Origin of the sequence: Streptomyces sp. NPDC012825 (genome assembly GCF_042900925.1) — a bacterium.
In the GTDB taxonomy this organism is placed as follows: Bacteria; Actinomycetota; Actinomycetes; order Streptomycetales; family Streptomycetaceae; genus Streptomyces.
This window is the reverse complement of record NZ_JBIBBZ010000012.1, coordinates 156,008-173,765: the sequence shown is the minus strand read 5'-3', so window position 1 is coordinate 173,765 and position 17,758 is coordinate 156,008. Positions and strand designations below refer to the sequence as shown.

The following is a 17,758-nucleotide window of genomic DNA, read 5'->3' as shown; positions in this document are numbered from 1 at the left end:
GTACTGCAGGGGGGACCCTGTGGGAGAGTAGGACACCGCCGAACAATCATTGTGGGAAAGCCCCGCACCATCTGGTGCGGGGCTTTTCTGCGTTCCGGGGGAGCCGGTGCGACCCCGTGCGCGGAGGCTCGCCGGCTGGCGGTAGGGTCAGGGGGCAACGTCGGCATCATCCCCAGCAGGAGGCCCCCGGGTGGAGGTCCAGGAGACTCGCGTTCAGACCGACCGGGTCCTCACCATCCCCAACATTCTCAGCATGGCGCGTCTCGTCGGCGTGCCGCTGTTTCTGTGGCTGATTCTCCGCCCTGAGTTCGGTGGCCCCAAGAGCGACGGCTGGGCGCTTCTGGTCCTGGCACTCAGTGGCGTCAGCGACTATCTCGACGGGAAACTCGCCCGACGCTGGAACCAGATCAGCAGCCTCGGCCGACTCCTCGATCCGGCCGCCGACCGCCTGTACATCCTGTCCACCCTCGTCGGCCTGACCTGGCGGGAGATCCTTCCGCTGTGGCTGACCGCCGCCCTTCTGGCGCGCGAGGCCATGCTCCTGGTCATGGTGGGAATCCTCCGTCGGCACGGCTACCCGCCGCCGCAGGTCAACTTCCTCGGCAAAGCTGCGACTTTCAACCTCATGTACGCCTTCCCGTTGCTGCTTCTCAGTGACGGAACGGGCTGGCTTTCGTCACTCGCTGAAGTTTTCGGGTGGGCCTTCGCCGGATGGGGTACAACTCTGTATTGGTGGGCAGGGATCCTCTACGTGGTCCAGGTCCGTCGACTCGTGAAGACGGATACCGAGGCCGATTGAGCCCGTTCCTTCTGTGTCGAGCAGCGTCGCCGGCAACAACGAGGAAGTCCGTGGGCTACTGAGCGGACAGGCGAAGTCGGCAGGACCGTCATCTCTTGAAGGAGGACGCTTCCGACATGAAGGCCGTCGTGATGGCCGGTGGCGAGGGAACCCGTCTTCGCCCCATGACCTCGAGCATGCCCAAGCCTCTTCTGCCGGTGGTGAACCGGCCGATCATGGAGCACGTCCTACGACTGCTCAAGAGGCACGGTCTCAACGAGACCGTCGTCACCGTGCAGTTTCTCGCCTCTCTCGTCCGAAACTACTTCGGCGACGGCGAAGAGCTCGGGATGGAGCTCACCTATGCCAATGAGGAGAAACCGCTCGGCACAGCGGGAAGTGTGAAGAACGCCGAGGAAGCGCTGAAGGACGACGCCTTCCTCGTCATCTCGGGGGACGCGCTCACCGATTTCGATCTCACCGATCTCATTGCCTTCCACAAGGAGAAGGGCGCACTCGTCACGGTCTGCCTCACCCGGGTGCCGAACCCCCTGGAGTTCGGCATCACGATCGTCGACGAGGAGGGCAAGGTCGAACGCTTCCTGGAGAAGCCGACCTGGGGCCAGGTCTTCTCGGACACCGTCAACACGGGCATCTACGTGATGGAGCCCGAGGTGTTCGACTACGTCGAGGCCGACACGTCGGTCGACTGGTCGGGGGACGTCTTCCCGCAGCTCATGAAGGAGGGCAAGCCGATCTACGGCTATGTCGCCGAGGGCTACTGGGAGGACGTCGGTACGCACGAGAGCTATGTGAAGGCCCAGGCGGACGTCCTCGAGGGCAAGGTCCAGGTCGACATCGACGGCTTCGAGATCTCGCCCGGGGTGTGGGTCTCGGAAGGCGCCGAGGTGCACCCCGACGCCGTGCTGCGGGGCCCGCTCTACATCGGCGACTACGCCAAGGTCGAGGCCGGCGCCGAGATCCGCGAGCACACCGTCGTCGGCTCGAACGTGGTCGTCAAGAGCGGCGCCTTCCTGCACAAGGCCGTCGTCCACGACAACGTCTACATCGGCCAGCAGAGCAATCTGCGCGGCTGTGTCATCGGCAAGAACACCGACGTCATGCGAGCCGCCCGGATCGAGGACGGAGCCGTCATCGGGGACGAGTGCCTGGTCGGTGAGGAATCGATCGTGCAGGGCAACGTCCGGGTCTATCCCTTCAAGACGATCGAGGCCGGTGCGTTCGTCAACACCTCGGTCATCTGGGAGTCCCGGGGACAGGCCCACCTCTTCGGAGCGCGCGGGGTCTCCGGCATCCTCAACGTGGAGATCACCCCCGAGCTGGCGGTCCGCCTCGCGGGCGCGTACGCCACGACCCTGAAGAAGGGCTCGACCGTCACCACGGCCCGTGACCACTCACGGGGCGCCCGCGCGCTGAAACGGGCGGTGATCTCGGCGTTGCAGGCCAGTGCCATCGACGTCCGGGACCTGGAGAACGTGCCGCTGCCGGTGGCGCGACAGCAGACCGCGCGCGGAAGCGCCGGCGGCATCATGATCCGGACCTCGCCCGGCGTGCCCGACTCCGTCGACATCATGTTCTTCGACGAGCGCGGTGCCGACCTCTCCCAGGGCGGGCAGCGCAAGCTCGACCGGGTCTTCGCGCGCCAGGAGTACCGGAGAGCCTTCCCCGGCGAGATCGGAGACCTCTCCTTCCCGGCGAGCGTCTTCGACTCGTACACCGGGTCGCTGCTGCGGAACGTCGACACCTCCGGGATCGCGGAGGCCGGGCTGAAGGTCGTCGTGGACGCCTCCAACGGCAGCGCCGGGCTCGTCCTGCCCAGCCTGCTCGGACGGCTCGGGGTCGACGCGCTGACGATCAACCCCGGCCTCGACGAGTCCAGGCCCACGGAATCGGCCGAGAGCCGGCGGGCCGGGCTCGTACGGCTCGGGGAGATCGTGGCCTCGGCGCGGGCCGCCTTCGGCGTGCGGTTCGACCCCGTCGGCGAGCGGCTGTCCCTCGTGGACGAGCGGGGCCGGATCATCGAGGACGACCGGGCGCTCCTGGTTATGCTGGACCTGGTGGCGGCCGAGCGTCGCTCCGGGCGGGTCGCGCTGCCGGTGACCACCACGCGGATCGCCGAGCAGGTCGCCGCGTACCACGGCACCCAGGTCGAGTGGACGACCACCTCGCCCGACGACCTCACCAGGGTCGGCCGGGAGGAGTCGACGATCTTCGGCGGTGACGGGCGCGGCGGGTTCATCGTGCCCGAGTTCAGCAGCGTCTTCGACGGGACCGCCGCCTTCGTGCGGCTGCTCGGTCTCGTGGCGCGGACGCAGCTCACGCTGAGCCAGATCGACGCCCGGATCCCGCGGGCCCACGTCCTCAAGCGGGACATCGCGACCCCGTGGGCCGTGAAGGGGCTCGTGATGCGCAAGGTGGTCGAGGCGGCGGGCAGCCGTTCCGTCGACACCACCGACGGCGTCCGGGTGGTCGAGGCCGACGGGCGCTGGGTGATGGTGCTGCCCGACCCCGCCGAGGCCGTCACCCATCTGTGGGCCGAGGGCCCCGACGACGCCTCGGCTCAGGCCCTGCTCGATGAGTGGGCCGCGGTGGTCGACAGCGCAGGTCGCTGACGCGGTGGCCCCATCCGGTGGGGAGGTGCCCAAGGGGTGCCTCCCCACCGGACGGTGGGGCCATTCGGCGGTACGCCCTACGACGTGCGACGATGTGCGGCATGTCGCAGCAGCCCCCCGTTCGGAGCACCGGATCGCCGCCGCCGCGGCCGGACGCGTCCATGTCGCTGCTGAACAACGTGATCGACCACGCCCTCGACGACGGATACGCCGAGGCGACCGCCCGGCGCACCGCCGAGGGCGGTGGGCTGCCCCGCAGTCTGCGGGCGAAGCTCGGCGTCGCCGCAGGTCTCCTGCTCGCGGCCGCCGTGGTGACCGTCGGCGCGGCCGAGGCGCGGGTCTCCGCGCCGGTCGTCGCCAAGGAGCGGCAGGAACTGATCGACCGGATCGACGCGGAGACCTCGGAGGCCGACGGCCTGGAGCAGGACGTCGAGCGGATCCGTACCGAGGTCGGGGAACGCCAGCGGAAGGCGCTCCAGGAGTACGGCGGCGACCAGGCCGAGCTGGTGGCGCTGCTCTCGGGCGCGACGCCGGTGCACGGCCCCGGGGTGCGGCTCGTCGTCGACGACGCCAAAAACACCGATGCCGGTGGCGGCGGTCCCCGGGAGAGCAGCGGCTTCTCCGACACGGGCCGGGTCCGCGACCGGGACATGCAGCGCGTGGTCAACGGACTGTGGGAATCGGGCGCCGAGGCGGTCGCGATCAACGGGCAGCGGCTGACGTCGCTGTCCGCGATCCGAGCCGCCGGCGACGCCATACTCGTCGACAACAAGCCGTTGGTGCCGCCGTACACCGTCCTCGCGATCGGGGACGGGCAGAAGCTGAGCACCGCGTTCCAGGACAGTGCCGACGGGCAGTACCTGCACGCGCTGGTGGAGAACTTCGGGATCAGGAGCAGCATCTCCGCCGAGGGCGACGTGCGCCTTCCGGCCGCGCCGAGCCTGACCGTACGTACCGCAGAGCCGAGGGGGGCCGGGGCGACGCCCTCCGGTCGGGCCACGGCCGACACAGGGAAGGGCACATCGTGATCGCCGTACTGGGCCTGATCGTCGGAGTGGTGGTCGGACTGTTGGTCCGCCCCGAAGTTCCGGCGGTGGTCGAGCCCTATCTTCCGATCGCCGTGGTCGCCGCCCTCGACGCGGTCTTCGGCGGACTGCGGGCCATGCTCGACGGGATCTTCGTCGACAAGGTCTTCGTGGTCTCCTTCCTGTCCAACGTGGTCGTGGCCGCGCTGATCGTCTTCCTCGGCGACAAGCTGGGTGTGGGCGCGCAGCTGTCGACCGGTGTGGTCGTCGTCCTCGGCATCCGGATCTTCTCCAACGCGGCCGCCATCCGGCGCCACGTGTTCCGGGCGTGAGGCCGATGAGCGAGAACCCGCAGAACCCCCAGAACCCTCAGAACCCGGAGGCTCCCCGGGGCCCTGAGGAGGCTCAGGCGCCTCAGTCACCTCAGGTCCCTCAAGCTCCCCAGGACCCGCGGATTCCCCGGGACTCCGAGATCCCTCGGGACCGGCAGAGTTCCGGGAAGCCCGAGGTTCCCGAAGGAACCGGGGCCCCCGAGAGGGCCGGGGTGTCCGACGTGCCCGAGGACGAGAACACCCGGGTCCTCCGGAAGGTGGAGGAGCGCCCGTCCGCCGCCCACCCGCACCAGCACCGGAAGCCGCCGGGCGCGCCCGTGCCCGGCGCGGTCCCCGGTGGTCCGTCGGCGCGGGAGGGCACGGACCGGGGCGTACGGCAGCCCGAAGTGCCGCCGGCCGCCGCCGAAACGCCGGTCGCCGACGCGTCCGTACGGGACGAACAGGGCGGACGGCGCAGGCTGATCTCCGCGCTGTGGCCGCCGAGGGTGACCAGGGCCCAACTCGTCGTCGCCCTGCTGCTGTTCGGCCTCGGGCTCGGCCTGGCCATCCAGGTCTCCTCGACCAGCGACAACAGCGCCCTCCGGGGCGCCCGCCAGGAGGACCTGGTGCGGATCCTCGACGAGCTCGACGACCGCACCCAGCGCCTGGAGGACGAGAAGACCCGCCTGGAGAAGCAGCGTTCCGAGCTGGAGTCCAGTTCGGACCAGGCCGAGGAGGCGCGCAAGCAGACCCAGGAGAAGGAGCGGCAGCTCGGCATCCTGGCCGGCACGGTCGCCGCCGAGGGCCCCGGCATCACCCTGTCCGTCGGGGACCCCACCGGATCCGTCGAGTCGGACATGCTGCTCGACGCCATCCAGGAGCTGCGCGCGGCGGGCGCCGAGGCGATCCAGGTCAACGGTGTGCGCGTGGTGGCGGACAGTTATTTCACCGGTAGCGGTGACGACATGCGGATCGATGGAACGAAGGTGGCCGCTCCGTACGTCTTCAAGGTCATCGGCAAGCCGGAGGATCTCGAGCCCGCGCTCAACATCCCCGGCGGTGTCGTGCAGACCCTCGAGAAGGAGCAGGCCACGGCCACGGTGGAGCGGGCGGCGAAGATCGTCGTCGACGCCTTGCGACCTGCGAAGCGGCCTGACTACGCTCAGTCGTCCTCGCAGTGAGGAGGCGTGAGAAGGGGGTCCCGCGACAAGGGCAGGGCCTTGCGGGGGGTCGGCGCATCACAACGGTGGTGCGTGGTGGAAACTGTCCGGAGGATACGGACGTTGTGAAGGTGTCCGGGTCGGCAGGTGTGATGGATCACGGTTCGTCCTGCCCCACGGGCGGGTCTGTTTCGGTCAAGGGGAATCGCCCGTGAAGTTGTTTGCGAAGTTGTTCGGCAAGAGCGCACGCGAGGACGGCGGCAACGCCCGGCACCGCGCGCCGCGCCACGCCCAGAGCGAGGAGCAGGGCGGCGAGCGCCCGCTCTTCCGTGACGAGGTCGGAGGCCGGGGCGGTGACATTCCCGGCGCACCGGGCGCGTCTTCTGTTGACCCCGCCGGGGCCGCCCGCATAGGTTTCGGAGAACCATCAAGTACGGGTGGAGGGTTTTCCTCCGACCCGTACGCGACACAGACCTCGGCGGGGCAGCCGCGGCAGGAGGATGCGTCCATGCCGGTGTGTACGAGGTGCGGCCACCGCAACGCGGCCGACAGCCGCTTCTGCTCCCACTGCGGCACGCCGCTGCGGGGCGGGATCGCCCCCGAGCGCGCGTCGGAGACGACGTCGACGATCTCCATCTCGGGTCTCGAGGCCTATGACGCGGAGGTCACCGGCCAGACCGTGCTGCCCTCGCTCTCCCCGGAGGCGCTGGCGGCCGTGGAGGCGCTGCCGCTGGGGTCCGCGCTCCTCGTGGTGCGCCGGGGGCCGAACTCCGGCAGCCGGTTCCTCCTCGACGGGGAGCTGACGACGGCCGGCCGTCACCCGCAGAGCGACATCTTCCTGGACGACGTCACGGTCTCCCGTCGCCACGTCGAGTTCCGGCGGGCGCAGGACGGCAGCTTCACCGTCTCCGACGTCGGCAGCCTCAACGGCACGTACGTCAACCGCGAGCCGATCGACTCCGTCGTTCTGTCCAACGGTGACGAGGTGCAGATCGGCAAGTACCGGCTGGTCTTCCATTCGAGCCAGCGGGGCGTGTGACGCCCCGGGGAATCCCCTTCAGGGAAGGTCCATGCTGCGAACACCGACGGGCGGTGCCGGATCCGGCACCGCCACCGCGGGCGACAGGCTGGTCAGCATCGGCACGGTGCTGAACCAGCTGCGCGACGAGTTTCCCGAAGTGACCATCTCCAAGATCCGGTTCCTGGAGGCCGAGGGGCTCGTCGAGCCCCGGCGGACGGCCTCCGGATACCGGAAGTTCAGCCCGCAGGACGTGGAGCGGCTCGCCCGGATCCTGCGGATGCAGCGGGACCACTACCTTCCGCTGAAGGTCATCCGCGAGCACCTCGACGCCCTCGCCCGGGGGGAGCGGGTCGAGCTCCCGGCCCCCGGGCGCCGGAAGGACCTCCTGGAAGGGCCCTGGGAGCAGGACCCGGAGCCGCCGGCCGCCGCGCGGCTCGGACGGGCCGAGCTGCTCGCCGCCGCCGAGGTCACCGAGACCGAGCTCGTCGAGTGGGAGGCGTACGGTCTGATCGCCGAGGCGGAGGGCGGGGGCTACGACGCCGAGACCGTCACCGCCGCCCGGCTCGTGGCGGATCTGGGGAGATTCGGTCTGGAGCCCCGTCATCTGCGGTCCGTGAAGGCGGCCGCCGACCGGGAGGCCGCGCTGATCGAACAGGTGGTCGCGCCACTGCGCCGGCACCGCAATCCGCAGACCAGAGCCCATGCGGAGGCCACCGCCCAGGAGCTGGCCGCGCAGTCGGTGCGGCTGCACGCGGCCCTGGTACAGATCGCCCTGGGCACCCGCTCGCAGTGACCGGGGAGGGGCCCGACTATCCAAACCGGTCGGGCACGTCCTAGGGTTGCTGTGTGAACGAGCTCGACGTTGTGGGTGTCCGAGTGGAAATGCCCTCCAATCAGCCGATCGTGCTCCTCCGTGAAGTGGGGGGCGATCGTTACCTCCCCATCTGGATCGGACCGGGGGAGGCGACCGCCATCGCCTTCGCGCAGCAGGGAATGGCCCCTCCGCGACCGCTGACGCACGACCTTTTCAAGGACGTGCTGGAGGCCGTGGGGCAGGAACTCACCGAAGTCCGCATCACGGATCTGCGTGACGGGGTCTTCTACGCCGAACTGGTCTTCGCCAGCGGCGTCGAGGTGAGCGCCCGGCCGTCCGACGCGATAGCGCTGGCCCTCCGGACCGGGACGCCGATCTTCGGCAGTGACGGCGTCCTGGACGACGCCGGCATCGCGATCCCGGACGAGCAGGAGGACGAGGTGGAGAAGTTCCGCGAATTCCTCGACCAGATCTCACCGGAGGATTTCGGGACCAACAGTCAGTGAGACCGGGCGGTGCGGCCACGGGCCGTTCGCGGGGTGCTGTCAGAGCATTCGAGTAGCCTTTCCCCGAAGAGAGACACGGGAAACCACTCTCAGGGTGATTATCACTCGGCGTGCCGAGTGTGGCGATCGTTGACGCACCCCGAGCGACTGCCTACCTTCGTGTGGGCAGGTCAAGGACGGAGGGTCGGCGTGATGAGCAGCGCGGACGGTACGGCGGGCAGCTCCCTCGGACGCGTGTCCGGGGAGAACGGTCCGTATCCGCTTCACGGCAGTGTGGGCGACTTCGCTACGGGCGCCGGTACGGGCGCGGCGGACGAGGTGATCGGCTACCGCGGCCCCACGGCGTGCGCGGCCGCCGGCATCACCTATCGCCAGTTGGACTACTGGGCACGCACCGGTCTCGTGGAACCGAGTGTGCGGCCCGCGTACGGGTCGGGGACGCAGCGGCTCTACAGCTTCCGCGACGTCGTCGTCCTGAAGATCGTCAAACGTTTCCTCGACACCGGGGTGGCCCTCCAGAACATCCGGGCCGCGGTGCAGCACCTGAGGGCCCGGGGCTTCCGGGACCTGGAGCGGATGACGCTCATGAGCGACGGGGCCACGGTCTACGAGTGCTCCTCGCCCGACGAGGTCGTCGACCTGCTCCAGGGCGGGCAAGGCGTCTTCGGCATCGCCGTCGGCGTGGTCTGGCGGGACGTGGAGGCCGCGCTCTCGCAGCTGCACGGGGAGCGGGTGGACACCGGCGAGACGCTCGTGGGGCACAACCCCGGCGACGAGCTGGCCCGCAGACGGCGGGACCGGGCGGTCTGAGCCGGCTTCCGGGACGGCTCCCGAGGCGTTTCCAGGGGCTGCTCCGTGGTGGGGCGGGCCGTGGGGCGATCGGGCGTTGTCAGTGGCGTGGGGGAGCATCGGGGTCGTGAGAGCCGCGCCGACGATCCTGCATCTCGACATGGACGCCTTCTTCGCCGCCGCCGAGCAGGCGTCGAAGCCCAGCCTGCGCGGAAAACCCGTGATCGTGGGCGGGCTCGGGCCACGGGGAGTGGTCGCCACCGCCTCGTACGAGGCGCGCCGCTTCGGGGTCCACTCGGCGATGCCGATGGGCCAGGCGCGGCGGCTCGCGCCGAACGCGGCCTACCTCGTGCCGCGCTTCGCCTTCTACCGGTCGATCAGCGAGCAGGTCATGCGGCTGCTCGGGAGCCTGTCCCCGCTGGTGGAGCCCCTCAGCCTCGACGAGGCCTTCGTGGACCTGGAGGCCGGGGGAGTCGCCGACGACACGGCGAGCGCGCGGGCCGCGGGGGAGCGGCTGCGGGCCGACATCCTCGCCATGACGGGCCTCAGCGGGTCGGTGGGGCTCGCGGGCTCCAAGATGCTCGCGAAGATCGCCTCCGAGCAGGCGAAGCCGGACGGGCTCGCACTCATACCGCCGGGCACCGAACGGGAGCTCCTGGGGCCGAAGTCCGTGCGGATCCTGCCCGGGGTCGGTCCGGCGACCGGGGAGCACCTGCGGCGGGCCGGGATGACGACCGTGTCCGACCTCGCGGAAGCGGGCGAGGACGAGCTCGTACGGCTCCTGGGGCGGGCGCACGGGGCCTCGCTGTACCGGATGGCCCTGGGGCACGACGACCGGCCCGTGGTGGCCGAGCGGGACGCCAAGTCCGTCTCGGTCGAGGACACCTTCGCGGTGGACCTGCACGACCGGGTGCGGATCCGGGCCGAGGTCGAGCGGCTCGCGGAGCGGTGCGTGGGGCGGCTGCGGGCGTCGGGGCACTCGGGGCGGACGATCGTCCTGAAGGTGCGGAGGTTCGACTTCTCGACGCTGACCCGGTCCGAGACGCTGCGGGGGCCCACGGACGCGCTGGGAGTGGTCCGGGAGGCCGCGGGGCGGCTGCTCGACTCGGTGGACACCACGGGGGGTGTGCGGCTGCTCGGGGTGGGGGTGAGCGGGCTCGCGGACTACACGCAGGAGGACTTGTTCGCCCAGTCCGCCCAGGCGGAGCCTGCGGGTGGGCGGAGCGGGGGCGGTACGGGTGCCGGTGCCGCTCCGGTGGTGGCCGAGGCCGTCGTGGCCGAGCCGGCCGGGCCCGCCGAGCGGTACTGGGCGCCCGGGCACGACGTGCGGCACGCGGTGCACGGGGCCGGGTGGGTGCAGGGGAGCGGGCTCGGGCGGGTCACGGTGCGGTTCGAGGAACCGGGGTCGGCACCGGGGCGGGTGCGGACGTTCGCCGTGGACGATCCGGAGCTGGAGGCGGGGGAGGCGTTGCCGCTGGTGCGGGATTCCGTGCCGGGGCGGGATCGGGGGCCGAGGTCGGTGCCGGCGCCTGTGCCGCCGACGGCTGCGGGTCGTGGGGGTGCGCCCGGCCTGCCGGCCGGGCCGGATTCCCACCCGCACCACCCGTGACGGTGGGTGGGCGGAGGTGCGGGTCTTCCCGTGGGGCGTACCGCGTCGTCGGCGGCTGCGGGTCGCGGGGTACCTTCGGCCGGGCCGAGGGCTCGTCCGGCCGTCGCCCGTGGGCCGGGGACCGCTTGCCCGTCGTCCCCGGCGACGGGCGGGTTTCTCGGTGGGCGGGGGCGGCTCCGGGTTCAGGCGCCCTCTTGGCCCGCCAGGCGGCCGAAGTCCTTGTCCGGGGTGTCCGTGGGGGGTGGGGGGAGGGTGAGGCTGTAGTGGCGGTAGAGCTGGAGTTCCTGTTCCGGGGAGAGGTGGCGGCCCACCCCGAAGTCCGGGGCGTCCTTGATGAGGGCGCGTTCGAACGGGACGTGGAGGCCGTCGTCGAGCAGGTCGCTCGGCTCCAGCGGGACGAACGCGTCTCTGCTGAACAGGCCGGTGCGGACCGCGGCCCATTCCGGGACGCCCGTCGCGTCGTCGAGGTACACCTCGTCGACGGTTCCGATCTTGTGTCCGTTCCGGTCGTACGCCTTGCGGCCGATCAGGCTGCGCGGATCGATGTCGGTCTGCACGGTCCCTCCAACTGGTCGCAACTCCTCTACCCCCTACCAAAGGGCACATCCGGGATGTCGGCCACTTGAGCGAAAGGAGCCGCAACCGCGCTGGTAGGCTGGGTGTGGCTGTCGACCCCGTGCGGGAGAGTCCCCCGGAGAAACCTTCCGGAGGACGCCGAAGGAGCAAATCCTCCCCGGAATCTCTCAGGCCCCCGTACCGCACGGACGAGGTCACTCTGGAAAGCAGAGCGGATGTCCGACGGCATGCGCTCTCACCGACGGTGAAAGCCGGCGTGCCGCGAGGCGTGCCGGTGAAGCTCTCAGGTTGAGATGACAGAGGGGGAGGCCGTCCGGGCACCCGCGCCGTGGTGCCCCTCGCAGGTCGTGACGACCAGGAGGCCTCCGTACATGACCGCCAACCGCATTCCGCTCTCCGAGCTCGAGCAGGGCATCCCGTTCGAGCAGCGGCACATCGGGCCCGACGCCGAGGCCCGGGCCAAGATGCTCGCCCAGGTCGGTTACGGCTCGCTCGACGAGCTCACGGCCGCCGCGGTGCCGGACGTGATCAAGAACGCCGAGGCGCTGGGCCTGCCGGCCGCGCGCACCGAGGCCGAGGTGCTCGCCGAGCTGCGCTCGCTCGCCGACCGCAACCAGGTCCTCGCCCCGATGATCGGCCTCGGCTACTACGGCACCTTCACCCCGCCGGTGATCCTCCGGAACGTGATGGAGAACCCCGCCTGGTACACGGCCTACACGCCGTACCAGCCGGAGATCTCCCAGGGCCGCCTGGAGGCCCTGCTGAACTTCCAGACGATGGTCGCCGACCTGACCGGCCTGCCCACCTCCGGCGCCTCCCTGCTCGACGAGGGCACCGCCGCCGCCGAGGCCATGGCGCTGTCCCGCCGCGTCGGCAAGGTCAAGAAGGGCGTCTTCCTCATCGACGCCGACGCCCTGCCGCAGACGATCGCCGTCATCGAGACCCGCGCCGAGCCGACCGGCGTCGAGGTCGTCGTCGCCGACCTGGCCGAGGGCATCCCCGCCGAGGTCGCCGAGCGCGGCGTCTTCGGCGTGCTGATCCAGTACCCCGGTGCCTCCGGTGCCGTACGCGACATCAAGCCGCTGATCGACGCGGCCCACGAGCTCGGTGCGATCGTCACCGTCGCGGCCGACCTGCTCGCCCTCACCCTGCTCACCTCGCCCGGCGAGCTCGGCGCCGACATCGCCGTCGGCACCACGCAGCGGTTCGGCGTCCCGATGGGCTTCGGCGGCCCGCACGCCGGTTACATGGCCGTCCAGGACAAGCACGCCCGCTCCCTGCCCGGCCGGCTCGTGGGCGTGTCCGTCGACGCCGACGGCAACCGCGCGTACCGCCTGGCCCTCCAGACCCGCGAGCAGCACATCCGTCGCGAGAAGGCCACCAGCAACATCTGTACGGCCCAGGTGCTGCTCGCGGTCATGGCCGGCATGTACGCCGTCTACCACGGCCCCGACGGCCTCAAGGGCATCGCGCTCCGCACCCACCGGTACGCCGCGATCCTCGCCGCGGGGCTGCGCGCCGGAGGCGTCGAGCTGACCGGGGACGTCTTCTTCGACACCCTCACCGCCCGCGTCCCCGGCAAGGCCGACAGGATCGCCGCCGCCGCCCGCGAGGCCGGTGTGAACCTGTACCGCGTCGACGCCGACCGCGTGTCGGTCTCCTGCGACGAGACCACCACGCGCGAGCAGCTCGCCGCCGTCTGGGACGCCTTCGGCGTCACCGCCGACGTCGAGGCCCTGGACGCCGCCACCGAGGACGCGCTGCCCGCCGGTCTGCTGCGCTCCGACGCGTACCTGACCCACCCGGTCTTCCACGCGCACCGCTCCGAGACCTCGATGCTGCGCTACCTGCGCCGCCTCGCGGACCGCGACTACGCGCTCGACCGCGGCATGATCCCGCTCGGTTCCTGCACGATGAAGCTGAACGCGACCACCGAGATGGAGCCGGTGACCTGGCCCGAGTTCGGCCAGATGCACCCCTTCGCCCCGGTCGGGCAGGCCGAGGGCTACGTCACGCTCATCACCGAGCTGGAGGAGCGCCTCGCCGAGGTCACCGGCTACGACAAGGTGTCGATCCAGCCCAACGCCGGTTCGCAGGGCGAGCTGGCCGGTCTCCTCGCCGTCCGCGCGTACCACCGGGCCAACGGCGACGAGCAGCGCACCGTCTGCCTCATCCCGTCCTCCGCGCACGGCACCAACGCCGCCTCCGCGGTGATGGCCGGCATGAAGGTCGTCGTCGTCAAGACCGCCGACGACGGCGAGGTCGACGTCGCGGACCTGCGGGCCAAGATCGCCCAGTACCGCGACGAGCTGTCCGTCCTCATGATCACCTACCCGTCCACGCACGGCGTGTTCGAGGAGCACGTCGCGGACATCTGCGCCGAGGTCCACGAGGCCGGTGGCCAGGTGTACGTCGACGGCGCCAACCTCAACGCCCTGGTCGGCCTGGCCAAGCCGGGTCACTTCGGCGGCGACGTCTCGCACCTGAACCTGCACAAGACCTTCTGCATCCCGCACGGCGGCGGCGGCCCCGGCGTCGGCCCGGTCGGCGTCCGCGCCCACCTCGCCCCGTACCTGCCGAACCACCCGCTCCAGCCCACCGCGGGCCCGGAGACCGGCGTCGGCCCCATCTCGGCCGCCCCGTGGGGCTCCGCCGGCATCCTGCCGATCTCCTGGTCGTACGTGCGCCTGATGGGCGGCGAGGGCCTCAAGCGCGCCACCCAGGTCGCGGTGCTCGCGGCGAACTACATCGCCAAGCGCCTGGAGCCGCACTTCCCGGTGCTCTACACCGGCCCGGCCGGTCTGGTCGCCCACGAGTGCATCGTGGACCTGCGCCCGCTGTCCAAGGCGACCGGCGTCACCGTCGACGACATCGCCAAGCGCCTGATCGACTACGGCTTCCACGCGCCGACCATGTCCTTCCCGGTGGCCGGCACGCTGATGATCGAGCCGACCGAGTCCGAGGACCTGACCGAGCTCGACCGCTTCTGCGACACGATGATCGCGATCCGGGCCGAGATCGAGAAGGTCGCCGCGGGCGAGTGGCCGGCGGAGGACAACCCGCTGCGCAACGCCCCGCACACCGCGGCCGCGCTCGGCGGCGAGTGGAACCACCCGTACACGCGGGACGAGGCGGTCTTCCCGGCCGGGGTCTCGGCCGCCGACAAGTACTGGCCGCCGGTGCGCCGCATCGACGGCGCCTTCGGCGACCGGAACCTGGTCTGCTCCTGCCCGCCGCTGGACGAGTACGACCACTGAGGGCGCGGGCCCCGACGACCCGAGGGCCGGTCCGGAGAGTTCTTCTCCGGACCGGCCCTCGGGCTTCGTGCGCCCCGTCAGGCGGCGGTCGTCACCCGGCCCGCCGTGAGCGGCCGGTGCGGGGCGATGATCTGCCCGTCCGGCAGGAGTTCACCGGTGTCCTCGAAGAGCAGGACGCCGTTGCACAGCAGGCTCCAGCCCTGCTCCGGGTGGTGTGCCGTCAGTCGGGCCGCCTCGCGGTCGGCGGAGTCGGCGGTGGGACAGGCGGGCTGGTGCTGGCACATGGGTGGATTCTTTCGCTGGGTCGTGGTGGATGTCCTGCGGCTCTGCGCGCTCATGGCCGCCCCCGTCGGTCGGTTCGGTTCCGGTCCAAGTCTTGCCCCCGGGACGGACTTCCGCAGGGATTTCGCGGCAGCTCGTCCTCTCCTGGGAGGACGCGTCACCCGCAGGGGCGGTTCGGCTCAACCACCCCGTCCCTTCGGATGGTTCGGGGTGGTCCGAGCGGGCTAGTCCGTAAGGGAGGGGTGTTCGAGAGGCGCGTTCGGGCGCGCGTTTCGGACAGCAGTGCGCCCCGTGACCCGGCCGGGTCACGGGGCGTGGACACGCGTGGGACGGATCAGGCGGGCGCCGCCGAGCCCAGGAGGGGCGGCGGCGCGAGGCGCGTACTGAGGACGGGCAGGAGGTCCGCGATCGGGAACGGGCGGTGGGACGCGATCCCCGGAGGCGCGGGGGCCAGCGGCACCAGCAGGTCGGTGGCGCCCGGGGTGACGGTGGTGCCGTCCGTCTCCGGGTCGGTGTGCAGCCAGAGGGTCATCATGTAGAGCTCCGGTACGGAGAGCAGCCGGGGCTGGTACACGTCCGGCAGGCCTTCGGCCTGGTGCAGGGCCCGTTCCGTGGCGGAGACGTACGGTCCCTCGAAGAAGTGCGAGAAGGACCAGCCGTCCGGGGTGAGCATGCTGTCCGCGGCGGCGATCGTCCGGTCCCCGTTCCGGATCAGGAAGCGCCATCCGGCGAGCCGGATGCGGGGCGGGTGCCCCGGTGCTCCGGTGACACCCAACACATGGACGGGCAGGTGGAGTTCGGGACTCAGTGGTCCCTGCGCCGCCCGCAGGGCGGGGGTGCGCGCCTCACGGACGGCGGTCGGTGAGCCGAGCGCCGCGAGGACGCTGCGGAGGGCCGGCGCAGGGGCCGGAGAGGGTCGGAGCATGATGGGTCGCCTCTCGCTCAGGAGACACGGTGACGCGTGGGCAGGTACGACGGCGCTGTCGGCGGCGGGGCCAGAGAGGGGCCATGGGGCCATGGCCGGGCGCCAACACTCTGCCTCGTCCGCGGAGTTTATACGACATGTGTTCACACAGTGTTTCCGCTAGACGTCGCCGATATTCCTGACAAGGCGTCATCAAGTCGTCATCGAGGGGCGTTGAAGCGGAATCAGGAGGACGATACCGCTCTCACCTGCGCACACCGCGAGGAGCCGGTCGGCTGAATTCCGACCCCGAATCCCGGGACAATATGACATTGGTATATGTCGTCCGTTGCGTGCCCGTGGAATGTGCCGTTGGAGTGCTGCATCCAGCCTATCCTCCGACAGGCCCGTCCCGCAGGCGTTGTGGATCAGAGAGGTGGGCATCATGGTCCGTGACGCGCGGCCGCCCTGACGGCCGCCCACCCGGGGAAGGACGCTTCGATGGGCGAGAAGGTCGTGGCCGACGGGTTCGGCCCGTCCGACCGGCAGCAGTACCGGAGGAAACTCCAGCAATGTCTGGCGGGGCTCGCGAGGCTCCTGGCGGAGAAGAGGTTCGACCGGCCGCGCAATCTCATGGGCGTGGAGATCGAGCTCAATCTGACCGGCGCCGACGGCCTGCCCCGCATGCTGAACGGGCCGGTTCTCGAAAAGATCGCGAGCCCCGATTTCCAGACGGAACTCGGAATGTTCAATCTCGAAGTGAACATCGCCCCCCACCAGTTGGAGGGGCGCGTATTCGACCGGCTGGCGGAGGAGATCGGAGCCGGAATCGGGTACGCCGACCGCAAGGCCGCGGAGCTCGACGCGGGCGTCGTCATGATCGGCGTGCTGCCCACCCTCGAACAGCACGACCTGGTCCCCGAGAACCTGTCGGACAACGACCGCTACGCCCTCCTCAACGACCAGATACTGGCCGCGCGGGGCGAGGACTTCATCCTCGACATCCACGGCGTCGAACACCTCCGGTGCACCTCGGAGTCGATCGTCCCCGAGGCCGCCTGCACCTCGGTCCAGCTCCACCTCCAGGTGACCCCGGCCCGGTTCGCCGCCGTCTGGAACGCGGCGCAGGCCGTCTCCGGGGTGCAGATCGCGCTCGGCGCCAACGCCCCCTTCGTCTTCGGCCGCGAACTGTGGCGGGAGTCCCGCCCGCCGCTCTTCCAGCAGGCCACCGACACCCGGCCGCCCGAGCTGCAGTCCCAGGGGGTGCGGCCGCGCACCTGGTTCGGGGAGCGCTGGATCGACTCGGCGTACGACCTCTTCGAGGAGAACCTGCGCTACTTCCCCGCCCTCCTCCCCCTCCAGGACGAGGAGGACCCGCTGCTCGTCCTCGACCGGGGCGGGGTGCCGCGTCTCCAGGAGCTAGTCCTGCACAACGGCACGGTCTACCGCTGGAACCGGCCGGTGTACGGCCTGGTCGACGGCGTCCCGCACCTGCGCGTCGAGAACCGGGTCCTGCCGGCGGGACCGACCGTGACGGACGTGATCGCGAACGCCGCCTTCTACTACGGCCTCGTGCGCGCGCTCGCCGACGAGACCCGGCCCGTGTGGAAGCGGATGACCTTCGAGGACGCCGAGGCCAACTTCGACGCGGCCTGCCGCCACGGCATCGAGGCGGAGCTGCGCTGGCCCCGGCCGGGGCGCGCGGGCGGCGTCGCCACCCTGCCGGCCGTACGGCTCGTCCTCGACGAACTGCTGCCGCTCGCCGCGGCCGGGCTCGACGCCTGGCACATCGAACCCGCCGACCGGGACTTCTACCTCGGGGTGATCGAGCAGCGCTGCCTGCGCCGGGTGAACGGCGCCTCCTGGCAGGTCGACACCTTCCACCGGGCCGTGGAGTCGGGCCTCGACCGGAAGACGGCGCTCGCGGCCACGACGCGCCGCTACCGGACGCTCATGCGGGAGGGGGAGCCGGTCCACACCTGGCCGGTGGGGATCCACTGACACGCCTCCCGGCCCCCGTCCCCTCCCCGGGCGGTTCATGGGCGATCATGTCCGGACGGTTCGGATCGTCGGGGAAGCGGGGTCGGGTGTGG

15 protein-coding genes and 1 riboswitch are annotated in these 17,758 nt (G+C 70.9%); of the genes, 12 read left to right on the top strand and 3 right to left on the bottom strand.

Annotated elements, in window-relative coordinates; genetic code table 11:
• Nucleotides 1-190: 190 nt before the first annotated feature.
• The 10 genes from ACFY7E_RS23795 to ACFY7E_RS23750 all read left to right on the top strand — a co-directional run bounded on the left by ACFY7E_RS23795 (nt 191) and on the right by ACFY7E_RS23750 (nt 10,646).
• The gene (locus ACFY7E_RS23795; RefSeq protein WP_125667251.1) at nt 191-799 is read left to right on the top strand and encodes a CDP-alcohol phosphatidyltransferase family protein; all 609 of its coding nucleotides are present in this window, start codon (nt 191-193) and stop codon (nt 797-799) included.
• A 116-nt stretch (nt 800-915) separates the two neighbouring features.
• The gene (locus tag ACFY7E_RS23790) at nt 916-3,411 is read left to right on the top strand and encodes a sugar phosphate nucleotidyltransferase (protein WP_389487901.1); all 2,496 of its coding nucleotides are present in this window, start codon (nt 916-918) and stop codon (nt 3,409-3,411) included.
• Between the two features lie 101 nt (nt 3,412-3,512).
• Entirely contained in the window at nt 3,513-4,439 is a 927-nt protein-coding gene (locus ACFY7E_RS23785) for a DUF881 domain-containing protein (protein WP_389487899.1), read from the top strand.
• A complete protein-coding gene (locus ACFY7E_RS23780) occupies nt 4,436-4,768 on the top strand; it encodes a small basic family protein (protein ID WP_015032176.1) in 333 nt (110 codons plus the stop codon). Before ACFY7E_RS23785 ends, ACFY7E_RS23780 begins: the two co-directional genes overlap by 4 nt.
• A gap of 386 nt (nt 4,769-5,154) precedes the next feature.
• Entirely contained in the window at nt 5,155-5,928 is a 774-nt protein-coding gene (locus ACFY7E_RS23775; RefSeq protein ID WP_389487914.1) for a DUF881 domain-containing protein, read from the top strand.
• Between the two features lie 82 nt (nt 5,929-6,010).
• Nucleotides 6,011-6,946 (top strand): FHA domain-containing protein, encoded by a 936-nt coding sequence (locus ACFY7E_RS23770; RefSeq protein WP_389487912.1) that lies wholly within the window; start codon nt 6,011-6,013, stop codon nt 6,944-6,946.
• 31 nt (nt 6,947-6,977) lie between these two features.
• A complete protein-coding gene (locus ACFY7E_RS23765; RefSeq protein WP_389487896.1) occupies nt 6,978-7,721 on the top strand; it encodes a MerR family transcriptional regulator in 744 nt (247 codons plus the stop codon).
• Nucleotides 7,722-7,774: 53 nt separating this feature from the next.
• Entirely contained in the window at nt 7,775-8,248 is a 474-nt protein-coding gene (locus ACFY7E_RS23760) for a bifunctional nuclease family protein (RefSeq protein WP_017238433.1), read from the top strand.
• 192 nt (nt 8,249-8,440) lie between these two features.
• Entirely contained in the window at nt 8,441-9,058 is a 618-nt protein-coding gene (locus ACFY7E_RS23755) for a MerR family transcriptional regulator (RefSeq protein WP_389487893.1), read from the top strand.
• 106 nt (nt 9,059-9,164) lie between these two features.
• Nucleotides 9,165-10,646: a DNA polymerase IV gene (locus ACFY7E_RS23750; RefSeq protein WP_389487891.1), complete on the top strand. Its 1,482-nt coding sequence runs from the start codon at nt 9,165-9,167 to the stop codon at nt 10,644-10,646.
• 182 nt (nt 10,647-10,828) lie between these two features.
• Here ACFY7E_RS23750 and ACFY7E_RS23745 read toward each other — a convergent pair whose 3' ends face one another.
• A complete protein-coding gene (locus ACFY7E_RS23745) occupies nt 10,829-11,203 on the bottom strand; it encodes a PRC-barrel domain-containing protein (RefSeq protein WP_383448134.1) in 375 nt (124 codons plus the stop codon).
• A gap of 112 nt (nt 11,204-11,315) precedes the next feature.
• Nucleotides 11,316-11,415: riboswitch (glycine riboswitch) on the top strand.
• A gap of 178 nt (nt 11,416-11,593) precedes the next feature.
• Between ACFY7E_RS23745 and gcvP the strand changes: the two genes are divergently transcribed.
• Nucleotides 11,594-14,479 (top strand): aminomethyl-transferring glycine dehydrogenase, encoded by a 2,886-nt coding sequence (gene gcvP, locus ACFY7E_RS23740; protein ID WP_389487889.1) that lies wholly within the window; start codon nt 11,594-11,596, stop codon nt 14,477-14,479.
• A 77-nt stretch (nt 14,480-14,556) separates the two neighbouring features.
• Here the strand turns inward: gcvP and ACFY7E_RS23735 are convergent, their stop codons facing one another.
• Entirely contained in the window at nt 14,557-14,763 is a 207-nt protein-coding gene (locus tag ACFY7E_RS23735) for a DUF5999 family protein (protein ID WP_053648929.1), read from the bottom strand.
• Nucleotides 14,764-15,095: 332 nt separating this feature from the next.
• Complete coding sequence (locus ACFY7E_RS23730) at nt 15,096-15,686, bottom strand: hypothetical protein (protein WP_389487887.1); 591 nt, start codon at nt 15,684-15,686, stop codon at nt 15,096-15,098.
• Between the two features lie 480 nt (nt 15,687-16,166).
• Between ACFY7E_RS23730 and ACFY7E_RS23725 the strand changes: the two genes are divergently transcribed.
• Nucleotides 16,167-17,666, top strand: coding sequence for a glutamate--cysteine ligase (locus ACFY7E_RS23725; RefSeq protein WP_383444357.1), 1,500 nt, complete (start codon nt 16,167-16,169; stop codon nt 17,664-17,666).
• The last annotated feature ends 92 nt before the right edge of the window (nt 17,667-17,758 follow it).

Excerpts from the sequence above, each read along its gene's own strand:
- ACFY7E_RS23725 (WP_383444357.1), top strand. The coding sequence starts at position 16,167 with ATGGGCGAGAAGGTCGTGGCCGACGGGTTCGGCCCGTCCGACCGGCAG.
- gcvP (WP_389487889.1), top strand. The coding sequence starts at position 11,594 with ATGACCGCCAACCGCATTCCGCTCTCCGAGCTCGAGCAGGGCATCCCG.
- ACFY7E_RS23755 (WP_389487893.1), top strand. The coding sequence starts at position 8,441 with ATGAGCAGCGCGGACGGTACGGCGGGCAGCTCCCTCGGACGCGTGTCC.
- ACFY7E_RS23730 (WP_389487887.1), bottom strand. The coding sequence starts at position 15,686 with ATGCTCCGACCCTCTCCGGCCCCTGCGCCGGCCCTCCGCAGCGTCCTC.
- ACFY7E_RS23735 (WP_053648929.1), bottom strand. The coding sequence starts at position 14,763 with ATGTGCCAGCACCAGCCCGCCTGTCCCACCGCCGACTCCGCCGACCGC.
- ACFY7E_RS23785 (WP_389487899.1), top strand. The coding sequence starts at position 3,513 with ATGTCGCAGCAGCCCCCCGTTCGGAGCACCGGATCGCCGCCGCCGCGG.
- ACFY7E_RS23765 (WP_389487896.1), top strand. The coding sequence starts at position 6,978 with ATGCTGCGAACACCGACGGGCGGTGCCGGATCCGGCACCGCCACCGCG.
- ACFY7E_RS23790 (WP_389487901.1), top strand. The coding sequence starts at position 916 with ATGAAGGCCGTCGTGATGGCCGGTGGCGAGGGAACCCGTCTTCGCCCC.